This is a genomic window from Shewanella sp. DC2-4 (genome assembly GCF_013248875.1).
Classification (GTDB): domain Bacteria; phylum Pseudomonadota; class Gammaproteobacteria; order Enterobacterales; family Shewanellaceae; genus Shewanella; species Shewanella oncorhynchi.
Map to the genome: position 1 here is coordinate 4537272 of NZ_JABRVR010000002.1, position 23918 is coordinate 4561189.

Annotated in this window: 21 protein-coding genes and 1 other RNA gene; 11 read left to right on the top strand and 11 right to left on the bottom strand. The window is 46.5% G+C overall.

Annotation, left to right across the window (positions count from 1 at the left end):
- Positions 1 to 169 precede the first annotated feature (169 nt).
- From speF to HQQ92_RS20620, 3 genes are all read left to right on the top strand, one after another.
- Complete coding sequence (gene speF, locus HQQ92_RS20610) at positions 170 to 2332, top strand: ornithine decarboxylase SpeF (RefSeq protein WP_105250508.1); 2163 nt, start codon at positions 170 to 172, stop codon at positions 2330 to 2332.
- 86 nt (positions 2333 to 2418) lie between these two features.
- A complete protein-coding gene (gene potE, locus HQQ92_RS20615) occupies positions 2419 to 3738 on the top strand; it encodes a putrescine-ornithine antiporter (protein ID WP_173248076.1) in 1320 nt (439 codons plus the stop codon).
- A 124-nt stretch (positions 3739 to 3862) separates the two neighbouring features.
- Entirely contained in the window at positions 3863 to 5017 is a 1155-nt protein-coding gene (locus HQQ92_RS20620) for a porin (protein WP_173248078.1), read from the top strand.
- Between the two features lie 354 nt (positions 5018 to 5371).
- On the opposite strand, the gene HQQ92_RS20625 is transcribed toward HQQ92_RS20620, so the two are convergent.
- Positions 5372 to 5947 carry a gluconokinase gene (locus HQQ92_RS20625; RefSeq protein WP_173248080.1) on the bottom strand — a complete coding sequence of 192 codons (576 nt, stop codon included), beginning with the start codon at positions 5945 to 5947 and terminating at the stop codon, positions 5372 to 5374.
- Between the two features lie 85 nt (positions 5948 to 6032).
- On the opposite strand from HQQ92_RS20625, the gene gntU reads away from it, so the two are divergent.
- Positions 6033 to 7376 carry a gluconate transporter gene (gene gntU / locus HQQ92_RS20630; protein ID WP_105250511.1) on the top strand — a complete coding sequence of 448 codons (1344 nt, stop codon included), beginning with the start codon at positions 6033 to 6035 and terminating at the stop codon, positions 7374 to 7376.
- Positions 7377 to 7429: 53 nt separating this feature from the next.
- On the opposite strand, the gene gntR is transcribed toward gntU, so the two are convergent.
- The 3 genes from gntR to HQQ92_RS20645 form a co-directional block, all read right to left on the bottom strand.
- A complete protein-coding gene (gntR, locus tag HQQ92_RS20635) occupies positions 7430 to 8428 on the bottom strand; it encodes a gluconate operon transcriptional repressor GntR (protein ID WP_173248082.1) in 999 nt (332 codons plus the stop codon).
- 222 nt (positions 8429 to 8650) lie between these two features.
- Positions 8651 to 11086, bottom strand: a complete 2436-nt coding sequence (locus tag HQQ92_RS20640) for a YgiQ family radical SAM protein (RefSeq protein ID WP_173248084.1) — start codon at positions 11084 to 11086, stop codon at positions 8651 to 8653.
- Between the two features lie 216 nt (positions 11087 to 11302).
- Positions 11303 to 11713, bottom strand: coding sequence for an MAPEG family protein (locus HQQ92_RS20645; protein WP_173248086.1), 411 nt, complete (start codon positions 11711 to 11713; stop codon positions 11303 to 11305).
- Positions 11714 to 11870: 157 nt separating this feature from the next.
- On the opposite strand from HQQ92_RS20645, the gene HQQ92_RS20650 reads away from it, so the two are divergent.
- Both HQQ92_RS20650 and HQQ92_RS20655 read left to right on the top strand, forming a co-directional pair.
- Entirely contained in the window at positions 11871 to 13091 is a 1221-nt protein-coding gene (locus tag HQQ92_RS20650; RefSeq protein WP_105250515.1) for a threonine/serine exporter ThrE family protein, read from the top strand.
- Positions 13092 to 13282: 191 nt separating this feature from the next.
- A complete protein-coding gene (locus tag HQQ92_RS20655) occupies positions 13283 to 14920 on the top strand; it encodes a hypothetical protein (protein WP_173248088.1) in 1638 nt (545 codons plus the stop codon).
- A 65-nt stretch (positions 14921 to 14985) separates the two neighbouring features.
- Here HQQ92_RS20655 and HQQ92_RS20660 read toward each other — a convergent pair whose 3' ends face one another.
- Positions 14986 to 15690 (bottom strand): DJ-1/PfpI family protein, encoded by a 705-nt coding sequence (locus HQQ92_RS20660; protein WP_173248090.1) that lies wholly within the window; start codon positions 15688 to 15690, stop codon positions 14986 to 14988.
- 238 nt (positions 15691 to 15928) lie between these two features.
- Between HQQ92_RS20660 and HQQ92_RS20665 the strand changes: the two genes are divergently transcribed.
- The gene (locus HQQ92_RS20665) at positions 15929 to 16561 is read left to right on the top strand and encodes a TetR/AcrR family transcriptional regulator (RefSeq protein WP_173248092.1); all 633 of its coding nucleotides are present in this window, start codon (positions 15929 to 15931) and stop codon (positions 16559 to 16561) included.
- Between the two features lie 28 nt (positions 16562 to 16589).
- Here HQQ92_RS20665 and HQQ92_RS20670 read toward each other — a convergent pair whose 3' ends face one another.
- From HQQ92_RS20670 to rsmI, 5 genes are all read right to left on the bottom strand, one after another.
- Positions 16590 to 16844, bottom strand: coding sequence for a hypothetical protein (locus HQQ92_RS20670; protein ID WP_173248094.1), 255 nt, complete (start codon positions 16842 to 16844; stop codon positions 16590 to 16592).
- 11 nt (positions 16845 to 16855) lie between these two features.
- Positions 16856 to 17359: a hypothetical protein gene (locus HQQ92_RS20675; protein WP_173248096.1), complete on the bottom strand. Its 504-nt coding sequence runs from the start codon at positions 17357 to 17359 to the stop codon at positions 16856 to 16858.
- Positions 17360 to 17368: 9 nt separating this feature from the next.
- On the bottom strand, positions 17369 to 17692 hold the full coding sequence (locus tag HQQ92_RS20680; RefSeq protein ID WP_113941447.1) for a DUF883 C-terminal domain-containing protein: 324 nt from the start codon (positions 17690 to 17692) through the stop codon (positions 17369 to 17371).
- A gap of 372 nt (positions 17693 to 18064) precedes the next feature.
- Positions 18065 to 18416, bottom strand: an RNA gene (rnpB, locus tag HQQ92_RS20685) — RNase P RNA component class A.
- A 65-nt stretch (positions 18417 to 18481) separates the two neighbouring features.
- Positions 18482 to 19324: a 16S rRNA (cytidine(1402)-2'-O)-methyltransferase gene (gene rsmI / locus HQQ92_RS20690; RefSeq protein ID WP_105250522.1), complete on the bottom strand. Its 843-nt coding sequence runs from the start codon at positions 19322 to 19324 to the stop codon at positions 18482 to 18484.
- An 88-nt stretch (positions 19325 to 19412) separates the two neighbouring features.
- On the opposite strand from rsmI, the gene HQQ92_RS20695 reads away from it, so the two are divergent.
- The 4 genes from HQQ92_RS20695 to dolP all read left to right on the top strand — a co-directional run bounded on the left by HQQ92_RS20695 (position 19413) and on the right by dolP (position 22902).
- Positions 19413 to 21314 carry a penicillin-binding protein activator gene (locus HQQ92_RS20695; protein ID WP_173248098.1) on the top strand — a complete coding sequence of 634 codons (1902 nt, stop codon included), beginning with the start codon at positions 19413 to 19415 and terminating at the stop codon, positions 21312 to 21314.
- On the top strand, positions 21311 to 21637 hold the full coding sequence (locus tag HQQ92_RS20700; RefSeq protein ID WP_105250524.1) for a YraN family protein: 327 nt from the start codon (positions 21311 to 21313) through the stop codon (positions 21635 to 21637). Before HQQ92_RS20695 ends, HQQ92_RS20700 begins: the two co-directional genes overlap by 4 nt.
- Before the next feature lie 108 nt (positions 21638 to 21745).
- Entirely contained in the window at positions 21746 to 22339 is a 594-nt protein-coding gene (locus HQQ92_RS20705; protein ID WP_105250525.1) for a phosphoheptose isomerase, read from the top strand.
- A complete protein-coding gene (dolP, locus tag HQQ92_RS20710) occupies positions 22336 to 22902 on the top strand; it encodes a division/outer membrane stress-associated lipid-binding lipoprotein (protein WP_105250526.1) in 567 nt (188 codons plus the stop codon). The genes HQQ92_RS20705 and dolP overlap by 4 nt, the downstream gene beginning before the upstream one ends.
- A gap of 75 nt (positions 22903 to 22977) precedes the next feature.
- Here dolP and HQQ92_RS20715 read toward each other — a convergent pair whose 3' ends face one another.
- The gene (locus tag HQQ92_RS20715; protein ID WP_131525400.1) at positions 22978 to 23862 is read right to left on the bottom strand and encodes a DMT family transporter; all 885 of its coding nucleotides are present in this window, start codon (positions 23860 to 23862) and stop codon (positions 22978 to 22980) included.
- Positions 23863 to 23918: the final 56 nt, after the last annotated feature.

The window sequence follows — 23918 nt, forward strand, 5'->3', positions numbered from 1 at the left end:
TCATACGCTCAATAAATATATTTCTACTTATATTTATTTCGTAACTTTGGCATAACCACATTTAATCTGCGCACGGAATAGCTATATCTAATTTTCATACCATTAATGTTTTTAATTAGGTATAGGCACACTTGTATCTATTTTTTATAAAGTAAAAGGGAAATTAACTATGAAATCATTAAAAGTAGCCGCTAGCTTATCTGTTAGATCTTGTTTCGATATCGACAGAGAAGTTGTCAATGTATTAACCACAGATTTTTGCGATGTGGGCGCGGCTGTCGTCTCTGTTGATGATGTTAGAAATGGTATTGTTGAAAAGATTAAAAACACCGGATTGAAACTGCCCATTTTCGTTTCAGTTTGCTGTGAAGAAACCTTCCCTGATGATGTTTGCTCATCGATTACAGGGGTATTTGAACTCTGCGGTGATAACACTGACTTCTACGGAAAACAGGTTGAGACTGCAATAAGTAAATATGAACAAGCGCTATTGCCACCTTTCTTCGGTACGTTAAAAAAATACGTCGAAATGGGTAACTCTACCTTTGCTTGTCCTGGTCACCAAGGCGGACAATTCTTCCGTAAACACCCTGTGGGTCGCCAATTCTTCGACTTTTTTGGCGAAACAATTTTCCGCGCGGATATGTGTAATGCCGACGTGAAACTGGGTGATTTACTGATCCATGAAGGCGCTCCACTGGAAGCACAGAAATACGCTGCCAAAGTTTTTAATGCCGATAAAACCTATTTCGTACTTAACGGCACTTCGTCATCAAATAAAGTCGCGACTAATGCACTGTTAGCGAAAGGCGACCTCGTGTTATTCGACCGCAATAACCACAAATCAAACCACCATGGCGCATTAATTCAAGCAGGTGCTACACCTGTTTATTTAGAAACGGCACGTAATCCCTTCGGATTTATTGGTGGCATTGATGCCCACTGTTTCCAAGAGTCCTATTTAAGAGAGCAAATTCGTGAAGTCGCGCCAGAAAGAGCCGATGAAAAACGCCCGTTCCGCTTGGCGATAATCCAACTCGGCACCTATGACGGCACTATCTACAATGCTCGACAAGTGATTGATAAAATTGGCCATCTTTGTGACTACGTCTTATTCGACTCGGCTTGGGTGGGTTATGAACAGTTCATCCCTATGATGAATGACTGCTCACCACTCTTGCTCGAACTGACTGCTGAAGATCCAGGCATTATCGTGACTCAGTCGGTGCATAAACAGCAGGCAGGTTTCTCACAAACCTCGCAAATCCATAAAAAAGATAAACATATCAAAGGCCAAGATAGATATTGCAACCATAAACGCTTCAACAACGCCTTTATGATGCATGCCTCTACCAGTCCCTTCTATCCTTTATTTGCGGCGCTAGATGTAAATGCGAAAATGCATGAAGGCGCAAGCGGTCGTTATCTGTGGCGCGAAGCGGTAAAGGCGGGTATCGAAGCACGTAAGCTATTGCTCAAAAAGTGTAAATATATCAAACCATTCGTGCCAACAATGATCGATGGCCGCCTATGGCAAGACTATGAAACCGAACAAATGGCCGATGACTTACGCTTCTTCGAATTCGAACCTGGTCAGAAATGGCACTCCTTCGAAGGTTATGAAAAAGGCCAATACTTTGTTGACCCTTGTAAGTTCTTATTAACAACACCGGGCATAGATGCTGAAACAGGCAAATATACCGAATTTGGTATTCCAGCGACTATTCTGGCTAACTTCTTACGGGAAAATAATATTATTCCAGAGAAGTGCGACTTGAATTCGATTTTATTCCTGATGACACCTGCGGAAGATATGGCCAAGATGCAACATCTGGTATCACAAATATCTCGTTTCGAGAAATTAGTCGATGAAGATGCGCCATTATCTGAAGTATTACCTAACGTTTATAACGCCAATAAAGCCCGTTATAAAGACTATTCTATCCGCCAACTCTGCCAAGAAATGCACAATCTTTATGTCAGCCATGACGTAAAACAACTGCAGAAAGAAATGTTCCGTAAAGCGCATTTTCCTACAAAAGTGATGGACCCGCAGGAAGCAAACCTAGAGTTTATTCGTGGCAAAGTAGAATTAGTCCCACTCTCGCAAATTGAAGGAAGAATTGCAGCAGAAGGCGCGCTCCCTTACCCACCAGGCGTGTTATGTATGGTGCCAGGTGAAATATGGGGCGGTTCTGTTCAGCGTTATTTCCTTGCCCTTGAAGAAGGTATCAACCTATTACCTGGATTCTCACCAGAACTGCAAGGTGTTTATCTCGAAAATACCGCAGACGGCAAAATTCAAGCAATGGGCTATGTACTAAATAAATAATGAAGACTGACTGCAGAGTTTATTAACCCCACTCTGCAGTCAAATTCATGCCTCCTATAATAAGTCACCTAAATTAGGTTATTAGTATGAGTAAATCAGAAAATAAAATTGGCGTCGTCCAATTAACTATTATCACCATAGTCAACATGATGGGTTCGGGCATTATTATGCTGCCAACCCAATTAGCTCAAGTCGGTACTATCTCCATTTTATCTTGGTTAGTAACAGCTGCAGGGTCAACGGCCCTCGCCTTCGCCTTTGCTAAGTGCGGTATGTTTAGTAAAAAATCCGGTGGTATGGGCGGTTATGCCGAGTATGCCTTCGGCCGTTCTGGCAACTTTATGGCCAACTACACCTATGCCGTCTCGCTGTTAATCGCCAACGTCGCGATTGCTATCTCTGCCGTGGGTTACGCTGCCGTGTTGCTCGAAGTTAACTTAAGCCCGATGGCAATTTGTCTTGCGACCATTGGCGTACTTTGGTTGGCAACCATTGCTAACTTCGGTGGTGCCCGCATCACGGGTCGCGTCAGTAGCGTGACTGTGTGGGGGATTATTCTGCCTGTGATTGGCGTATCTTTAATTGGTTGGTTCTGGTTTGACATCGACCTCTATAAAGGCGCATGGAACCCGCATGATATGCCATTCTTCAAAGCGTTAGGCGGTTCTATCGCTATGACTTTGTGGGCGTTCCTCGGTTTAGAATCGGCCTGTGCAAACTCAGAAGCCGTCGATAACCCAGAAAAAAACGTACCTATCGCCGTTATGGGCGGTACCTTAGGTGCAGCAGTGATTTATATCGTTTCCACTAACGTCATTGCCGGTATTGTGCCAAATGCCGAGCTTGCCATGTCGAATGCGCCATTCGGTTTAGCCTTTGCACAAATGTTTAATCCAGTAGTCGGTAAAATCGTGATGGCCTGCGCCATTATCTCCTGTACTGGATCACTCTTAGGTTGGCAGTTCACTATTGCCCAAGTGTTTAAAGCCTCTGCTGATGAAGGATTTTTTCCTAAAATATTCTCTAAAGTTAGTAAAGCCGATGCGCCAATTTGGGGCATGACTATTATCGTCTCGATCCAAACAGTATTATCTCTGATGACCATTAGCCCATCACTGAGTAAGCAGTTCGAAGCACTCGTTAACCTCGCCGTCGTCACCAACATTGTGCCTTATATCTTATCTATGGCCGCGCTTGGCATAATGCAAAGACAGCAAAAAGTGCCTATCAATAAAGCCCGCGTTGCCAACGTGATCGCCGTAATCGGTGCGTTGTATAGCTTCTATGCTCTGTACAGCTCTGGCGAAACCGCAGTGATGCTTGGCGCCATAGCCACCTTCTTCGGTTGGACTATTTTCGGCGTAATCTCAAACCAAGCGCCTGTTGCCGACACACGTCCAGCCTAAATACGGCTAACGCATGATCGGAAACAATTAATACCAACATCCACATCAAGACTAACGATAACTCTGGGATCATAGGCCAAGCCTATGATCCCCTGGAGAATACTTGCTCATTATCGGGGGATTTATGAATAAGACTTGTCTCGCTTTAGTGTTACCTATGCTATTAACGGCCACCAGCAGTCAGGCGGTTGAACTCTATAAAGATCAAAAAAACACATTAAATTTAACAGGTTGGTTAGGGTTTGCAGCATTAAATGACAGCCACGATACTTCAGTTATCGACGACTCGTCACGCCTAAGATTCAGCTTCGAACGGAGCGAGAAAAATGGCTGGACCGCTTTTGCTACCACAGAATGGGGGATCAACATGGTCTCCAGCGACGATGGGCTAGTGATGCAAGGGGGCAAACTCGCCGCCGAAAAAACCGATGATTTTCTCTATAACCGCTTAGGTTATGTTGGCATGTCCCATGATACATGGGGCAACCTGAGTTTCGGTAAACAATGGGGTGCCTATTACGATGTCGCAGGCACTACAGATTTACCGAACGTATTTGCAGGTTACAGCGTTGGCGCTTACACCTTCGGAGATGGCAGCCTCACAGGTACAGGTCGTGCCGATTCCGCCTTCATTTACCGTAATAATTTAGGCCCAGTACAAATCGCCCTGCAATATGCCGCCAAAACCAATGGTGATGTCAGCCTAAAAAACGATGACGGTAGCGAGATGACCAACTCAGAACTGAGTTTTGACAGCAGCTACGGCGCCAGTATCACTTATGCGATAACCGATAAATTTAAGCTACTCGCAGGTTTTAACCGCGGCGATTTTGAAGGCCACTTAGGCAATACTCAAGTCGATGAAACCAATGAAATTATCGGCATTGGTGCCATGTATGGTGACTACTATCACTATGCCGAAGGACGGGAGGCCAGCGGTCTCTATGTGGGTTTTAACGCTCACAAAAGTAAAAATAATGAACTGGTCAACGGCGATCTCTACAACGCCACTGGTGCCGAGTTGATGACGGCCTATCAATTCGACAACGGTTTTGTGCCTATGGTTGTACTCAGTTATTTAGATTTAGACACAGATGCAGCTACGCCTATTCAAGGTCAATGGACTCGCCAATTTGCCATGCTGGGGCTGCATTATCGCTACAGTAACGACACTGTGATGTTTGCCGAGATGAAGCTAGATTTCAGTGATATGGATGATCCTGCACTCGAAGCACAGGAAGACAACAGCTTCGCAGTGGGGATCAACTACTTTTTTTAGGACTAAAGGAGATGTTAGCTAAGGTTTCTAAAGCGCTCATTCTACTTTGGCATTGCTTAATCGCATGAAGCAGGACGATTTTGAGTAACAGTCTTCAGTGACCGTTCTAATCATATGTTGAGTTAAATCATGTTTAGCAAGATAGGCAGCTCGCGTCATCGCTCATATGCGTGAGCTTATTTGAGACTGAGGTGCGGCGCACGTTCCGTCTACAAACGCTCGCCGTAACACTCATTGGATGGTACCGCAGGCTTACCATTATCTCTACGCCACTCCAAGTTAGTTTCTGGAGTGGCTTTTTTCTAAAAAATTGAGCGGTTTAAGCCGATGTGCATTACGACTTTGCGCTTGACTTCAATGGCCAACGTTTAATCCTTCGCCATTTATCGCATTAATACAGCGTTGTACGACTTCTTCGAAAGTGCCATCTATGCTCACTTGGATAACGTCAGCTTCATCATTCGCGGGCATTTCCAGCGTGTCGAACTGACTCTTGAGTAGCTCAATCGGCATGAAGTGGGCTTTTCTGGCAAACATGCGTGTTTTGACTAATTCAAAATCTCCGTATAGATGAATGAACACCAGCTTGCTGTTGTTCTGACGGATTAAGTCACGATACTGGCGCCGCAGTGCAGAGCAGACAATAACCCCCTGCTCCCCCTTTTGCTCAATGCTATACACAGCGTCGTTGATACGCTCAAGCCAAGGAGCGCGATCGCTATCGTTGAGCGGTGAGCCAGATTTCATCTTGATAATATTGGCTCTAGGATGCAGATCATCACCATCAATAAATTTCGTCTCTAAAGCCTCTGCGACCGCGGCACCAATCGAAGATTTGCCACAACTAGAGACGCCCATGAACACATAGCTATTGCCTTTTTTTCTCTCAGTCACTTTGTTAACCTCATGCCAATTCTCGAATTTAGTCACTTCCCACTCTACCATATTACGGGTAACATGTTACCGGTAACCTACAGAAATGTGGACAACTTAACTAACAAGGAAAAGTCCTCTTATGTCTGATATGTCATTGATTCTGACAGCACTGGGTTCAATTGCCCTGCTACTGTTCTTAGTGATGAAAGTGAGATTACATGCAGTAGTATCACTGATACTGGTGTCGATCATTGCCGGCCTTTTCTCTGGCATGAACCCAGCCGATATCACCAATACGATTCAACAAGGTATGGGGGGAACACTGGGCTTTGTGGCGGTAGTGGTCGCTTTGGGAGCCATGTTTGGCCGGGTAATGGAAGAGACTGGCGCGCTAGATCAGATAGCCCATACACTGCTGAATAAATTTGGTAACGACAAAGCTCACTGGGCCATGACCTTTACAGGCTTTATCTGTGCACTCCCCCTCTTCTTCGATGTTGCTGTGGTACTGCTGATTGGCATCGCCTTTGCCGTGGTTCGTAAAGGGGGCGGCAGTGTCGTTAAAATTGGTATTTCACTGCTCGCGGGTATTGCCACTTGTCAGGCATTTCTCATCCCTGCACCAGGGCCTATTTTGGTCGCTTCCCAGCTCAATGCCGACTTTGGCTACATGATAGTCTTCGGTTTATTGGCATCGATTCCGGCGATGATTCTAGGCGGCCCGCTCTTTGCCAGCCTCATCTCCCAAAAAGTCCATGTTGAGCTGCCTGCCCACGAGCAGCAGGAAAAAGGTGAACGAGAAGGCGGACCGATCCCCTCATTCGCGCTATCAATCAGTATTGTGGTGTTCCCACTGCTGCTTATCGGTTTAAAGACAGTGGTGTCACGCTTTATTGATGAAAAATCCGATCTGCATAATTGGCTCGCCTTGATAGGTCATCCCTTCACCGCCATTTTGCTAGCCTGTTTAATCGCATTCTATGTGCTGGGCGTGAGACGCAATATTCCCAATGAGCGCATCATGGAAATCTGTAGCAGTGCGCTCCAACCTGCTGGGATCATTATTCTCGTCACCGGTGCTGGCGGCGTGTTTAAGCAAGTGCTGATTGATTCGGGGGTTGGCGATGCATTAGGCAATATGTTGGCAGGTTCGGGATTACCGATTGTAATACTGGCATTTATTTTATCGGCGTCGGTACGCGTGATCCAAGGGTCGGCAACCGTGGCCATGTTAACGGCTTGCGGCCTTATCATCCCAATACTTGAACCACTAAACTTAGATGGTGCTCAATTGGCGGCAATTACGATTGCCATTGGCGGTGGTTCGATTGTGCTCTCACACGTCAATGACTCAGGCTTCTGGCTCGCTAACCGTTTTCTTGGATTATCAGAAAAACAAACACTGCAAACTTGGACTGTAATGGAGACCATTATCGGCACGACGGGCGGCATAGTTGCAGTCATCATCTCTGCGTTTCTCTAACGATAACCTGTGATGACAAACATAAGTCGTTAAGCGAAAGAACGAGGGGAAGTCTACAGAGTTTCCCCTAAATCAATACGATAGCCCAGATCGATAACCGAATCTGCTATCTCTTTGCCATTTAACCTGTCTAATAGCTCAGTAGCAGCAATTCGACCAATCTCCTTTCTCGGCGTAATAATGCTCGCCAATTTTGGCGTCATAGATTGGCCAATATCATGGCCATGAAACCCTGCAACACCAATTTGTTCAGGGATCTTGATGCCTTGTCTTTGACACTCAAATATCACTCCCGCCGCTAAGTCATCGTTGGTGCAAAAAAAGCTATCCACATAGGGATATTTCGCTAATGTTTGTTGCAATAACGACGCCCCCAAGGAAAACGACGATGCCTCATTTGTGGTCATCGCCAAAGATGTAAGCCGAGCTTGCTGCATCGCTAACTCGTAGCCTCGCATCTTAAGCTGAGTGCGAATATCCATGCGCGCGCCTAGGTAGGCTATGTGGCGATAGCCTTGTGCAATCATGGCCTTAACCATTTCGCATGCGGCCGCTGTGTTATCGAAACCCACACACTGTTGAATCGAAGGCGACACGCTATCCATCATTTCGATGACCGGAATGCCCGCCGTTTCAATCATTCGCACGGTACGCGGCGTGTGGTAACTTTCGGACAAGAGTAAGCCATCGATATTGTAAGAGAGCAGTGATGCCACCCGCTCTTCTTCTAATTCGGCCTGATACCCGTAGTGAGCCAGCATGGTTTGATAACCGCGTTTGCCGGTCACATTCTCGATACCGCGCAGCACTTCAGCAAATACTTGGTTGGTTAACGAAGGCACTAACACGCCAATGGCGCGGCTGGTCGCTTGCGCTAAAATTTCCGGCGCGCGATTAGGAATATAACCTAAGGTTTCTAGCGCGATAGCTATCTTCTCTTGAGTGCTTTGCGCCACCCTTGTTGGATTTTTTAAATAGCGACTCACCGTCATTTTGGTGACCCCAACTTGATCGGCAACGTCTTGAAGACTGGGTCTACGCTTTTTATTCATAATATCTAATGTTAGTTAACGAACCGCGGATATGGGTGAGATGTATAGCTAAAATATCGAATATAAACAAATAGTAGACATAAACATCAGACAGGGATCTTATAATAGTTCGCCCAGCGATACCAGTTGAGGACTATTTTAGCGGAATGACCATGCTAGCTAGGCCACTCCAAACTCATATCTGGAGCGGCCTTTGAACATTATTTGTGATGGCGAAAAGTGTTACTTAGCCTGTTGGCGCCCCTGAGAGGGCTTTCCTGCAGGTTTACCACCCATTTTTGATGGGCTTCCGCCTTTAGCACCGCTTTTAGCTTGAGAGCTGCCCGCCTTAAAACCAGACTGGCCGAAGGGCGCCTTCGCTCTCGGACGGCTCGAATGGGCTCCGCTAGGTTTAGCTCCCGCGGGTTTAGATCCCGTTGGCTTAGCGCCATTCGCTGCTGGTTTTCCGCCTTTAGCAGCGGGTTTTGACTCAGCACCAGCCTGAGCTTGCGCGCCGCCTTTCGCCGCACTTTTAGATTTACCGTCGCCCTTGCGGTCATCAAACTGATTGCCCGAGAAGCGAGTAAAGGCTTTTTGGCCTTGGTTGGCATCTTTCATCCACTTAGGTCCGCGCTCATTTCGACCTTCTGGCGGCACTAACTGATGCGGACTATTACCGATCAAGTCTTCACGCCCCATGGCGGTTAAGCCTTCACGGATTAATGGCCAACCCGCAGGATCGTGATAACGGAGCAATGCTTTGTGCAAGCGACGTTGGCGCCCTTTCTTCGGCACCGATACCACTTCGCTGGTGTGCTTAACGTTTTTCAGCGAGTTTAACTCGGTATGATAAATCGTGGTCGCATTCGCCATCGGTGACGGATAAAAGTTCTGTACTTGGTCGAGCTTGAACTTACGCTCCTTCAACCACAACGCTAAGTTCACCATGTCTTCGTCGGTCGTGCCTGGATGCGCCGAAATAAAGTAAGGGATCAGGAACTGCTCTTTACCCGCTTCCTTAGAAAACTTGTCGAACAATTCTTTAAACTTATCGTAGGCGCCCATGCCGGGCTTCATCATCTTGCTGAGCGGACCTTCTTCGGTATGCTCAGGGGCGATTTTTAAGTAGCCGCCCACATGGTGCTGCACTAACTCTTTAACGTAGGCCGGATCTTCGATCGCCAAGTCGTAACGCACGCCAGAGGCAATCAATACTTTCTTGATGCCAGGTACGGCACGTGCCGCACGATATAGGTCGATAGTGTGTTTATGATCTGTGCCTAAGTGGCCGCAAATCGATGGAAACACACAAGAAAGACGACGACAGGTTTTTTCAGCCTTTTCGCTGGTACAACCTAAACGATACATGTTGGCGGTTGGGCCGCCTAAATCGGAAATCACCCCAGTAAAGCCTGGCACTTTATCCTGAATATCTTTGATTTCTTTAACAATCGACTCTTGTGAACGACTCTGAATGATTCTGCCCTCATGCTCGGTAATCGAGCAGAAAGAACAGCCACCAAAGCAACCACGCATGATGTTGATAGACGTCTTGATCATGTCGTAGGCAGGGATTTTTTCCTTGCCATAGATAGGATGAGGAATGCGCTGGTAAGGTAAATCGAATACGGCATCCATCTCATCGGTATTGAGCGGCCATGCGGGCGGATTCACCCAAACGGCGCGGTCGCCATGGGGTTGAAATAACGCACGGGCACAACCTGGGTTTTGCTCTTGGTGCAAAATTCGTGAAGCATGGGCATATAAATATTTGTCTTCAGAGACTTTTTCAAACGCTGGCAGCAGCACATAGGTTTTATCCCATGGCTTAGGTTTAGGCGGTTGAACGCTAATAGGCTTAGGTGCTTCGTTATCGAATATCTTCACATCCGACGGGCCGGACAAGTTAGCACAACCCACATCATCGGCGCCGTAAGGATTCGGCAGCGGCTCTATCTTGTGCAATTGGTCAATCTTGCGCGAGTCCATACCGCGCCATTCTGGCAGTGGCTCTTTACGGATAACAGCTGTGCCGCGCACATCGTGCAACGAGCTTATCGGTTCACCCGCAGCTAAGCGGCGTGCCACTTCAACTAAAGGACGCTCGGCGTTGCCGTACATCAGAATGTCGGCCTTAGCATCGAAAATCACACTACGGCGTACTTTATCCGACCAATAATCGTAATGGGCGATGCGGCGCAAACTGGCTTCGATACCACCAATAATCACAGGCACATCTTTAAAGGCTTCTTTACAACGCTGGGTGTACACAGTCACGGCGCGATCTGGGCGCTTGCCACCAATATCACCCGCGGTATACGCATCGTCGGAGCGTAAACGACGGTCGGCGGTGTAACGGTTAATCATCGAATCCATGTTACCGGCGGTGACGCCAAAAAACAGGTTTGGACGACCCAATTGCATAAAGGCGTCTTTGCTCGACCAATCTGGCTGGGAAATAATCCCAACTCGGTAACCTTGGGCCTCTAACATACGGCCGATCACTGCCATGCCAAAGCTTGGGTGATCCACATAAGCGTCACCTGTGACTATGATGATGTCACAGCTATCCCAACCAAGCTTATCCATCTCCTTGCGAGACATAGGTAAGAAAGGCGCAGTGCTGTCGCCCGTGGCCCAATACTTGGGATGACTAAAGAGTGTGGATTCAACTTGCATGGATTGTGACCCGAAAACGTAATGTCGAATAAAGGCGCTACGAAAATAAGTTACGCCAATTTAGGGACGCGGAGTATAGCAGGGAATGGAGGATAGATGCGATTAAAAAAACACCACTCGAGGCATTTTCAGGGGTATTTGAGCCGGAAGCCTAATACCCCTAAATCCGCTATGGATATGGCTTAGGGCGGAATTAACCGCCCCAAACCTGCGAGCCTAGAGACCCTTTCCTAAACCTTGAGCAAAATGCAGCAAATTCACCAACGCCAAACTGATAATCACTAGCCAAGTGAGCAATACGCCCCAAAAACGACCAAAATGGTAACCACCTTGGCCTTGAGTTAAGCCAATAGCATGGAGTAAGCGCGCCACTATCCACACAGTCCCAAAACAGTGTAAATAAAATGCAGGCAAGCTACCCGCTTCGGCCACCAGCATTAAAATCAATACGATAGGCGCATTTTCGATCAGGTTAACATGTACTCGATTAGCCAAAGCTAAGGTGCTGTTACCACCATCGCCTAGGCCGATTTTCTGACCTCGCCTTAATTTAACTACTCGATAAGCTAAAGCGACAATTAATAGCCCTGTGAGGCTAGCGTAAAGACCCGTTACCATCAAAGACATGCCTATTTCTCCTTATCAAAAAGCTGACTATAGCCCGAGCTGCAAAAAATCAGCAATTTATTTGTATTAAGGTTAAAAGCCATTAACCTTTTATAGACAAGATAGGTTAATATGCGCGCGTCATTCCCTACAACTTTTTATACAGTGAATACCCCGATTGGATAACGACGAGTTTATCGAAAAACGCAGATTTATCATAAAGCTAGGTAAAGCCTTGCATAAGTTTGGCACACCCGCTTATCGTCTAGAAACCCACTTACAAACCGTTGCTCGCACCTTAGGTATCGAAGGCTATTTCCTTATTTCTCCGACGTCGATGACCTTCGTTTTGCAACATGATACCGATCAAGAATATAACCATGCCGCTCGAGTTAAGCCCGGTGAACTCGATTTAGGCTCACTCGCCCGCACCGATGAATTGGTCGATGAGTTAACCTCAGGTAAACGCACTTTGGCCGAGGCCTTAGATCGCTTAGAAGAAATCGCCAATAAACCCAACCCCTATGGCCCTGTATTAACTTGCTTTTCTTTTGGAACTTCTGCCGCCGCTTTCGCTATGCTGATGGGCACGGGTTGGAACGATGTATTTTGGTCAGGATTATTAGGCTTATTCGTCTATGGCTTGGTATATCGTGCCGAACGCTCTGCCCGCATGGCAGAAGTGCTCGAACCCTTCGCCACTATCCTTTGCGCTATCGCAGCCTGTGGCATAGCGCGTATCGATCCAAATATTAATATCCCAGTAGTGATCCTCTCCTCCATTATTATTTTTATTCCCGGCTTAGCCTTAACCTTAGGTTTAGCCGAACTCGCCGCACGGGATTTAATTTCTGGCACGGCGCGCATCATGGATGCGAGCATGCAATTATTTAAGCTGTACTTTGGCGCAGTGCTCGGCATGGCAATCGGTAAAGCTATGTTCGGCGAAGCGATTCACATAGAACCTGAGGGTTTACCTCGCTGGGCGATATGGTCGGCGGTTCCGATTCTATCTATGGCGCTGGTTTTTATCTTCAAAGCAAGGATGCAAGATTCGCCTTGGGGCGTATTGGCTGGGATAGTGGCGTTTTTCTCAGCCATGCTCGGCGGACATTATTTTGGTGATTCGGTGGGGATCTTCTTTGGTGCCTTGGCAGTAGGAATTTATTCTAATCTCTTCGCCCGCTGGATGAAGGCGCCAGCCTCCATCGCCCTGTTGCAGGGAATAGTGATCTTAGTCCCCGGCAGTAAAACCTATATCGGACTCAATGCACTGATCTCAGGTGAGACCATGCTCAATCAGTCGCACATAGGCTCGCAAATCTTTTTGATTTTTATGTCGCTGATTGCGGGGCTCATCTTTGCTAACGTCGCTGTCCCACCTAGGCGTACACTGTAACAATCGCTAATCCGGCTGGAGCCCGCGCCCAGCCGCCACCTCAAGATAATCTTAAGCTAACCTTAAGTAAAATAAGAAACTTATTAAAATGTTTCCTTGACTAACACTCGTTTTCCATGTGTTATTAAATTGTGAATTGCAACGTGAAATTGTTTTCGCTGCAGTCGTCGATTTCATGGGAGTGGCCTTTTATGCAGAAATTTTTTCAGTATGCATGCATCCTATCTTGTTGTGTTGGCAACCTAATCAGGGTTGCCCAAGCAGAAGAGGCTAAGCCAACCCCTCAGGATCAAGCAACGAAAAAAATCAGTAAGATCATAGTGGTCAACAACCCCATTTTCGATGAATCCGATCCCGATGCATTTTTTATCCATCGCTGGGCTAACGCCCTGCATATCAATACCAAAGAATATGTGGTTCTCGATAATTTAACTTTCAGCGAAAATGATACTGTCACCCAGAAAGATCTCGACGAGTCCCAACGCCTGTTACGCGCAGTACCCTACATTCGCGACGCCAAAATTTATGTCGCAGAAAAAGATCCCCAAGCCGATGTCGATCCATCCGTTGAGTCCGTGGTGGTGGAGACCTGGGATAATTGGTCATTATTACCGACAGCGAGTTTGAGTAGTTCAGGTGGCGACACCCGTTACTCCTTCGGGCTCAAAGAAGACAACTTGCTTGGAACGGGGATCCGCACTCGACTTAAATATCAATCCAATGAATCCCGGAATGGCTATAAATTTGCTTTTGAAGCGCCGCTCAGCATTATTGAACACGGCACAGTTGCCGCTGAGTTCTACGACAATAGCGACGGCCAAGCTAAACACGTTTATGTGAGTAAGCCCTTCTATTCCCTCAATACGAGTACCATGTATTCGGCGGAGTTTTTAGACGATAACCGTACAGATACCCTCAGACAAAATGGGCAAGAGGTGAATGAGTTCACACACACAGTCGACTATCTCAATCTGCAATACGGCTGGTTAATTAATAAAAACAGTCAGCACCTTTCTCGCTTGATTACTGGTGTCACCCAAGACAAGCATGAGTTTGTCCATTCTGAGCGCTATCCTACTTCCATGCTCCCTCAAGACAGGGACTTTATGTACCCTTGGGTCGCCTACGAGTTTATCGAAGATGATTTCCACGTACTGAATAATGTTCACCTGATCACCAACAATGAAGACTTTAACTTAGGTTGGCATCACTATGTAAAATTCGGCATAGAAACCAATGATATAGGTGATAATAATCCCTTAGGCTACCACATTAACTGGCAAAGCACTGGCGGGTATAAGTTTAACGATCAACTGTGGCTGTTAGAAATGGGTGGAACAAGCACTATCGGCACCACTCAAAAAGATACATATAAGGTTGATATTCAAGCCGAATACTTCTATCAAATTCATCCTAAGTGGACGGCTTATGGCAAAGCTTGGGCTAGCCTTTCACAGAACACTTATCTGGATCTAACAAAAGGATTAGGGGATGAAACTGGCGTGCGCGGTTATCCAAACGAATACCAACAAGGGGATAATCAGTGGTTACTGACCGCCGAGATACGCAACTACCCCAATATCAACTTATACCAACTGGCTGAATTAGGCTGGGCAGTCTTTGCCGATCTGGGTCAAGCTTCCGGCGGCCAACTCGCCGAGAATAACGAAGTCAGCGGTCCACTGGGTAGCATAGGTATAGGCGCACGGATTTATTCCTCTCGATCCAGCTATGGCAACGTAGCCCATATTGATTTTTCACTCCCTTATACGGGCGGCGAGTCAGTAAACAGCTGGGAATGGCGATTCCTAGTGAAAAGCAGTTTTTAAACCTAAGGTACATAATAATCGTATCAACTATGTACTTTTTAAGACAATTCTTGACGCCTTGTAGCCTAAAATAATCCTGACGCTATCTGCCTAACCTCCTGCTCAACCCTCTGTACCAAAAGAGCATCAGCCAATATAGGTGAGCCACAATTAAAGGGAGGTTTAGGATCATATTCAAACAATAACTGCAGAGTTTTAGCCTGTTGTTCACCCTCTATATTGGCAATGAGTGCCAAAGCAAAATCGAGCCCTGCAGTAATACCGCCGCCACTGATCCGATTACGGTCAATCACAATACGTTTATTTTCAAAGGTAATTTGAGGATATTGTGCCAACACTGAAGCATAAGCCCAGTGAGTGGTCGTACGATAACCATTAAGTAAACCTGTTGCCGCAAGAATCAAGGCACCAGTGCATACAGATGTAATGTATTGTGCTTGCTCCCCCTTGCATTTTAAGAAAGAAATGACTTGCTCATCCTGTATTTGCGCCAAAGGATTTGCGCTCCCAGGCACTAAAAGGATATCTATCGGCGGACAATTATCGAAATCGTAATTAGGTTGTAAGTTAACGCCCGCATCACAGGGTAATAGCATACTGGTTTTCGCAAAAGTGAAGGTTTCAAATGATGGCACAAAGGCTAAAAACTGTAGTGGCCCATAGGCATCGAGCATCGTCATGCCGGGATAAAGGAAAATACCTACTCTTAATTTGTGCTTGATTGGATGATTTGTTTTATCACTTTGAGCCGCTTCAATATTTTCACTCATCACAGATTCTCCATCGGTAGTGACAATTTCATATTTCAGGTAACACTGTCGTTGCAGTTAACCCTATGACCGTCACTATAAAGCCCATTATTCCCAACCATCAGGCACAAACTCGCCCGAATGTTTCAAATGGTACACCTGAGCCTATCTGTTCCACTTAAGCAAAAATCACAACACAAGAGCCATTGAGGCTAATGTATAATCAAACGCCTGAATTGAATTTGGAGCAAAATCCAGTATGCACACCAAGCCCCACATGCGCATAAAACAAAGCCCGCGAGCGATGCTCAAGGTTCTCCACGTTTTCAAGGAAATGCTTAAACAACAAGATTATCGTGATATTGCAGTGGCAGATATTGCGCACAAAGCCGATGTCGGGCGCACGACGTTTTATCGCTACTTCAAACGCAAGTTGGATATTCTTATTGCACTACATCAAAATATTTTTGAACATATCTTTGAAGATCTACGGTCAACCGAAGACTGGCTTTCAACTAACACACCACCCTCATTGGAAAAACTGCTTATTACTTTTAGCCGAAACAGCATGTTTCGCCGTTCCATGTCATTTAGACTAGGTAGCGACCTCGATGCTGCAACTAAACAATTACAAACTAAACTTGTGCAACATATTGAAAATAAATTGGTCAACACCTTCAACACTGACGAATTTATTATTCCAAGCTACACATTAGCCCATAGCATAGCAGCTCTTTATTTAATTCAAATTCAACAACTTATCGCCAGTCCCACGCCTTGCCCTATACAACAAGCAAAATACTTACACTTACTGACTCGAGGCATGATTGTAGCGGCATTGACGACAACTAATAGCAGCGAACCCCATACCCGCACCAATGGAAATCATTAAGGTAAAAACCACAGCATTTACATCATTCTCAAGCGATGAGTTTGGTAATCCAACGCAAACCAAAGGTGCTACGCAGTAGTTTTACAGTGCTGTTGTGGCGCATTTGAAACAGGCAGCCAAGGCTAAAACTGACGATTAAACCTGGCGTCGATCCTATAAAATCACGACCGCTTTGCGCTAATTGTCGTTTCCTCATCAGTAATAAATCATGCTGCAACTGGCCTTGTTCCGTCAGTACAGTCAGCTTCAACTGCTGTTTTTTAAGTAACTGTTGAATTAGCATACTCGCACCTCCTATTTTTGATATTCCGACTCTCGAGTCGAGAGCAAAAGCTGTAATTGCTGCCAAGTCTTCGAAAAGCCAGTTTGTGACAGCACATAGCCAAGACTACGCCAACACCAAAGCAATAAAACAAACTGTAGCACCACCAAAGCGATCACAGTGGCCAATAACGAACCGCTCAATTGAAACAGCATATAGCCCAACAGCAATAAAATACTGCCCCAGAATAACGTAATGCCAGTACCAAAACAGACGACTAAAGCCGCAGCAATAATCAGGCTACGCCCTGTTAACCGCCATTCTGCCGTTGCTATTTCCCCAGCCAACTTCAACTGCTCGAGATAGGCTTGCTTCACTGAACTGCTAAGAACAGCTATTTCAGCCAGTTGCTCCATTGCCTGGTCAATAACTTTATGCTGGGCAGCAGCTGATGCTGTCTGCCCAGTTTTGGCGGTTTGCGCACTATGCTGGACGGGCCTTTGTTCTGGCGCCTCTGACCTTGCACGGTTTTGCATAAATCCACCTTAGCGACGGCGCAATAAAGCCGTTAATACCACACCAGCGGCAAAGGCAATCCCAGCTGTGGCCAATGGATTTTGCGCTGCCAACTCACGGGTTTTGCTATAAGAACTTTGCAGTTGTAATTTGATTTCCTCCTGCTTGAGCGCCAGAGTTTCCTGTGAGCTAGCTGCCGTTTTACGCAAAGTGTCTTCTGCAACTGCGGCTTTCTCTGCCACTGCATCAACGGCATGGTGCGTCACTTCAGTTGCTTTCGCTGTTGTGGGTGAATTTAAAGCACCGCTATCTTTACTGTTAGTTTGTTCTGCTACGCTTTTTGAACTGGCCATAGAAAGCCTCCTTGGTGAACACTGTGCAATGCAACAAGATGCTGCACTTTGCGTACAAACCAATGCAATGGCTATACCAAACAATATAAACGCATAAAAACAATAAGTTATAACTACTTTATTTCTATTAACCCTCCCAGTTAACGGTAGATGTTACCTGCATTGAGTAATTTTTACCTGCGACGAAGAAAGGCGAGAAATGGCTGTAATGGCGGCTAAACTGAAAGCTAAATAAGCGATAGACTGAAGGGCCGGGAGAACGAGATAACTCTTATTTTTTAATGAGTTAATCAAATAAAATTTATCATTACCGTATAAATTAAAAAACAAAAAGCCCGTTTGTCATTACGACAAACGGGCTTTTTGTTGAATGAGGTGAGTTGGCCGATAAGCCGGGTCCTGTCTTGGACAGTCATTCATCTAGGCCTGCAATCGCTCACAGGCTCAAGCGACCTACCCGGTTCCAACGCGAGCCACGCCATACGGAACCCTATTTGGTCTTGCTCCGGGTGGAGTTTACCTTGCTACGAACTATTGCTAGCCGCACGGTGCGCTCTTACCGCACCCTTTCACCCTTACCGACCTGATAAATCAGGCAGGCGGTCTACTCTCTGTTGCACTTGTCGTCGGTTCGCACCGCCCAGGCGTTACCTGGCACCCCGCTCTTTGGAGCCCGGACTTTCCTCCCCGTTCTTGCGAACGCGGCGACTGTCTGGCCAACTCGGCGCGGATTATAGCCTAAGCCACCCTGATGCACCACAGATAATCCGCTCGTAACCGTTTTAGCGCTTATAAATCAGACTCTAGGCCGTATTTGTACAGAGCGTTCTTTTTAAGTCCATGAATTTGCGCGGCAATTGCTGCGGCTTTCTTCAATGGTAATTCTTCACATAAGAGTTTGAGCGTATTAATAGCGACGGTGGGAATCGCTTCGTCATCACTCAAATGGTAGCCATGCACCATAAGCACGATTTCACCCTTCTGCTGATTCGGGTCAGTACTTACGGTGGCAAGCACCTCTGAGACAGGGCCAGATAAAAAAGTTTCGAAGGTTTTGGTCACTTCACGCGCCATGACGACGTGGCGTTCGCCACCAAGCACTTCAACCATAGTCGTTAGACTGTGCTCAATGCGGTGGGGTGATTCATAAAATATCAGCGTGCGCGGATCTTCTTTCAATGCTAATAACTTATCAGCGCGGGCTTTTTCTTTAGAGGGCAGAAAACCTTCGAAAGAAAAACGGTCCGATGGCAAACCCGAGGCGCTCAGGGCGGTAATTGCCGCGCAAGGGCCGGGCAAAGGGATCACATTAAACCCAGATTGGCGCACATGGGAGACCAAGTGATAACCCGGATCGGAAATCAACGGGGTACCCGCATCTGAAATTAATGCAATCGACAGCCCAGCTGCAAGCTGATCGACAATCCACTGGGCACGAGCACGCTCGTTATGATCATGCAGCGCCGTAGTTTTTGTAGTAATACCAAAGTGGCTCAATAACTTACCGCTGTGGCGAGTATCTTCACAGGCGATCAATGAAACCTGATTCAGCACCTCTATTGCCCGTGAGCTCATATCGCCCAAATTACCTATGGGAGTAGGAACTATGTAGAGTGCGACGCTTTGGTCCATATATACCTCTGTAATGACAGTGCCAAGACTTTCGTCAAGCGCGAGAGAAGGTTAAACTAGAGGCTGCATCTTACCAGAGTGAAGCCCAGTGTTAAAAAGCCTGAATACAACTAAGTTCGTTTCCGTGGCCATTTTATCGGTAATCTTGGCGGGTTGTGGCACTTCAACGCCCACCTCGACCGGAACTGCACCCACAGTGGCCACCTCTTTAGCATCTGCACCTTTGTCGGCCAATGTGTATTTGGCACAAGCCGCCAATAGCAAAGATCCGCAGCAGCGCGATACTAATCTGCTGCTCGCAGCCCATGCCTATATCAATGCCAACGACTACGCAGCGGCGCAGAAGCTACTAAAATCGATACAGCCAAGCTTGAATCAGAGCCCAACATTTCTGGCCGAACATAAATACTTGACCGCGCGCGTGCTTGAACACACGTCCACCTATAGTGATGCACTTAAAGTTCTCAATTATCCAAGCAATTGGAGTTTGCCAAGCTGGCAGATGACGGCCTATCACCAATTCAAGGCACATTTATATCAATTGAATAAACAACCTATTGAGCAAGTGCGTGAACTGAGTTTACTGACGACTTACTTGCCCCCCGCCCAAGCCAACGAGGTGAATAACGCGATTTGGCAAGTTCTGCAGCCAATGCACGAACAAACCTTAAAAGCCTTTACCAAAGATGCTAAGACTCCTGTGTTTACGGGTTGGTTGCAATTGGCTTATATCGCGAAGCATTATGCTGTCGATCCGACACAGTTAGTACGCTACTTAGGCGAATGGCAGAAACAAAATCCTTATCATCCTGCAGCGGCTAAGCTGCCCGCCGATCTTGACAGAGCCTTAAACGCTAAGCCATTTACGCCAAAAAACATTGCTGTGCTGTTGCCGCTGACGGGCCCAAGAGCTAACGCTGCCAATGCAATTCGCCAAGGCATATTAGCCAGTTACATGGCCAAGCAAAATGACCAAGTCGCAGTCAACTTTTATGACACGGCAAACGATGCTGCCAGCGCTTACCAACAGGCGCTAACTGCGGGAGCCGAATTTATTATTGGCCCATTATTGCCTACTGAAATTGAACAACTGCAAGTGATCAATGCGGCAAACACAGCCACCACTAATACGGTGACTAATACTACCAACCCAGACAAAACGGCCAATACAGCAACAGCACCTGCTGCGCCTGTACCACAACTATTTTTAAATCAAGTTGATAAGTTCACCCCCGATCCGAATAGGTTCTACTTTGCATTATCTCCCGCACAAGAGGCGGCCGATGCGGCGGAGCATTTATATCAAGATGGCGTAACTATGCCGTTACTGCTCGCCAGTAACGATGCCCTTGGCAAACGCATGGCCGAAAGCTTTATTCAAGCATGGAAAAAGAAGAGCGATAACCCTGTCGAAGTTCACTACTTCGATGGCGGTGATAAAATGCGCACCACAGTACAAGATGCCCTTGGCGTGCGCGATAGCCAAGAGCGGATCGCCCGTATTAAAGAGTTGTTAGGCAATTCAGTACAAGCCGACTTCCGTTCACGCCAAGATATTGATGCCATTTATATGATTTCAACGCCACAGGATCTAACCCTGCTCAAGGCCTTTATCGACGTAAACTTTAGCGTTTTCACACAACCTGTGCCTTTATATACCTCAAGCCGCAGCCGAGTTGAAAATGAAAGCACACAAACGGCGCAGGATTTAAATAACCTGACCCTAAGCGACGCACCTTGGCTAATGCAAAACGGCGAAGAAAATCTGATGGTCAACACACTATTTTCGGGCTGGAATAACAGTCAGAAACGTTTGTTTGTTATGGGTTATGATGCAATGGATTTGATCGGCCGTTTAGCGCAAATGCGCTCATTCACAGGCTATCAATTCAATGGTCGCAGTGGTGCTTTATCTGTCAGTCCAGATGGCATAGTCAACCGCCAATTAAGCTGGGGACGTTATGAAAGAGGTAGCTTCCGCCAGTTATGACACTCGGACAGCAGGCAGAATCGCACGCCCAACGTTACCTTGAACAACAAGGCTTAACTTTTGTCGAACGTAATGTCCGCTATCCGTTTGGGGAAATTGATTTAATCATGCGCCATAAAAACCATTGGGTATTTGTCGAAGTGAAGTATCGTTCGGCAAATCAATATGGCGGCGCATTACAGGCCCTAAGCAGCGCGCAGATTTCGCGAATTCGCAAAGCGGCTAGCCACTATTTACAACTCAATAGACTCGATGTGCCCTGTCGTTTCGATGTCATCGCCATGGAAGCCGATCAAATTCATTGGCTGGTCGATGCCTTTTAAGCGCCAATAGTGAAAGAGTGACTACACAAATTATTTTAACGTCTGTGCCTCAACACGCTTGTGGAAATATGGCATGATAGCAACACTTTATCCTGAAAGGATTTATCCATGTTAGAACGCATTAAAGACAGCTTTACTGAATCTATCCAGACAAAAATCGATGCAGCCGAAGCACTGCCAGAATCAATCGCCAAAGCGGCCGAGATGATGGTGCACTGTCTTTTGGGTGGCAATAAAATCCTTGCTTGCGGTAACGGCGGCAGTGCTGGCGATGCGCAACATTTCTCAGCAGAATTGCTAAACCGCTACGAGATTGAACGTCCACCCTTACCGGCCATAGCTCTGTCTACCGATACTTCAACCATCACAGCGATCGCCAACGACTATAGCTATGATGAGATTTTCTCAAAACAGATTTTTGCCTTAGGTCAACCGGGCGACATTCTGCTAGCTATCTCGACCAGTGGTAACTCAGGTAACGTGATTAAAGCCATTGAAGCCGCATTAAGCCGCGACATGACTATCGTAGCGCTAACAGGTAAAGATGGCGGCGCTATGGCTGGCCTACTGAGCGTGAACGATGTGGAAATCCGCGTACCTTCAAATGTCACTGCACGTATCCAAGAAGTGCACTTACTGGTGATCCATTGCCTGTGTGACAATATTGACCGCACCCTCTTCCCACAGGACGAGCAGCAATGAGACACGCTGCCCCGCTGTTAATGGTTTGCTTGCTGCTTCAAGGCTGCGCCGGTGCCGTTATGGTGGGCGCAGTCAGTGGCGCTATGATGGCCAACGACGAACGTACTGTTAAGACTCAGCTTGATGATACCAATACTGATTTTAAGATCACCAGCGCACTGCTAGAGCAAGAAGATCTTAAAAAACAAACGAATATCACAGGTGTATCCGTCAATGGCAATGTACTTATGATAGGCCAAGCCCCTAACTCTACGTTAAGGGATAAAGCCATCAAGGTCGTACAAGATCTTAAGCTCGGCGGCAAAATACATAATCAAATCCGCATTGGCAATCCAACCTCTTTCACCACCCGCAGCAATGACACTTGGGTTACAACCAAAGTGAAGGGCCGCATGCTGAACGAAAAAGATTTGGATGTGACTCGCATTAAAGTCATCACTGAAAATGGTGAAGTCTTCCTGCTGGGAGTTATTCATCGCTCACAAGCAGACTTAGCTGTTGATATCGCCCGTAATACTGCTGGCGTGCGTAAAGTGGTGAAAGTATTTGAGTATGCTAAGTAATTTTGCAGTTTACCTATTTAAAACTTGAGCCTAAGTGGTGAGCTAACTCGCCCACTTAGGCTTTAACCCTTGCTGTTATTTTCCCGTGAGTGTATCCGCTATCTTAGGTGCCGATTTTGATAGGAGCGATCCTAGCCAAGGTAAAAACAACGAAGGCAATACGATTAAGGCGGCACCGAGCCAACTTAAGTTATCCAACCATTCATCGAACAACAACCAGCCTAAAAAGACAATAAACAACAAGCCTGTGTATTCCGCAATCGCGATATCACTCGCCTGTGCCTTGCGGTAAGCCAGCACACAAAACCAGTGATAAACCAATAAAAATGCGTTGCTCAGCAAGGCCACACCCACCAGCTCCCAACTCAAACCCTCAATCCCCTGAAACGCTGCAATCACTAACGTTGCCGGAATACCCAGCAAGTTATATAGCATTAGCGTTAGCACGGGATGCTCAGCATGGGGTACTTTTTTAAGTGCTAACTGATTCACTGCAAAAGTAAAAGCAGAAAACAGTACAGCAATGCCGTACCAGTTCATTTCGCTCGGCCGCAGGATAATCAAGATGCCGACAAAACCTAAGCCAGTACAGATTGTCTGAGCAGCGGTGATCCTCTCGCTCAAGAAGAAATACCCCATCAAAATAATCATTAGCGGTGCGGAGTAAAACAATGAGCTAACTGTCGCGAGCGGCAATGCCATTAAGCCAATAATTAAAAAAAGCGCGCCAACTGAGCCTATGTTGGCACGCCAAAGGTGAACTGAGATATGTGTCGTCATCGGACGCTGCGAATACAGCCACACTGGCAACAACATAAATACTGAAGAGATTTGCCTGACAAGGAGGAAAGTCGAGGCACTCGCATCGTCCGGTAACCACTTGATCGATACATCATAGAAGGCACTGAATAGGTTACCTACTATCAATAAAATCAAACCAATAACTACTGGGCGTTGCATTTTTTAACATCCATAAATCTCAATGGCGGCATGATAATCCTCGCAAAACTTAAGCT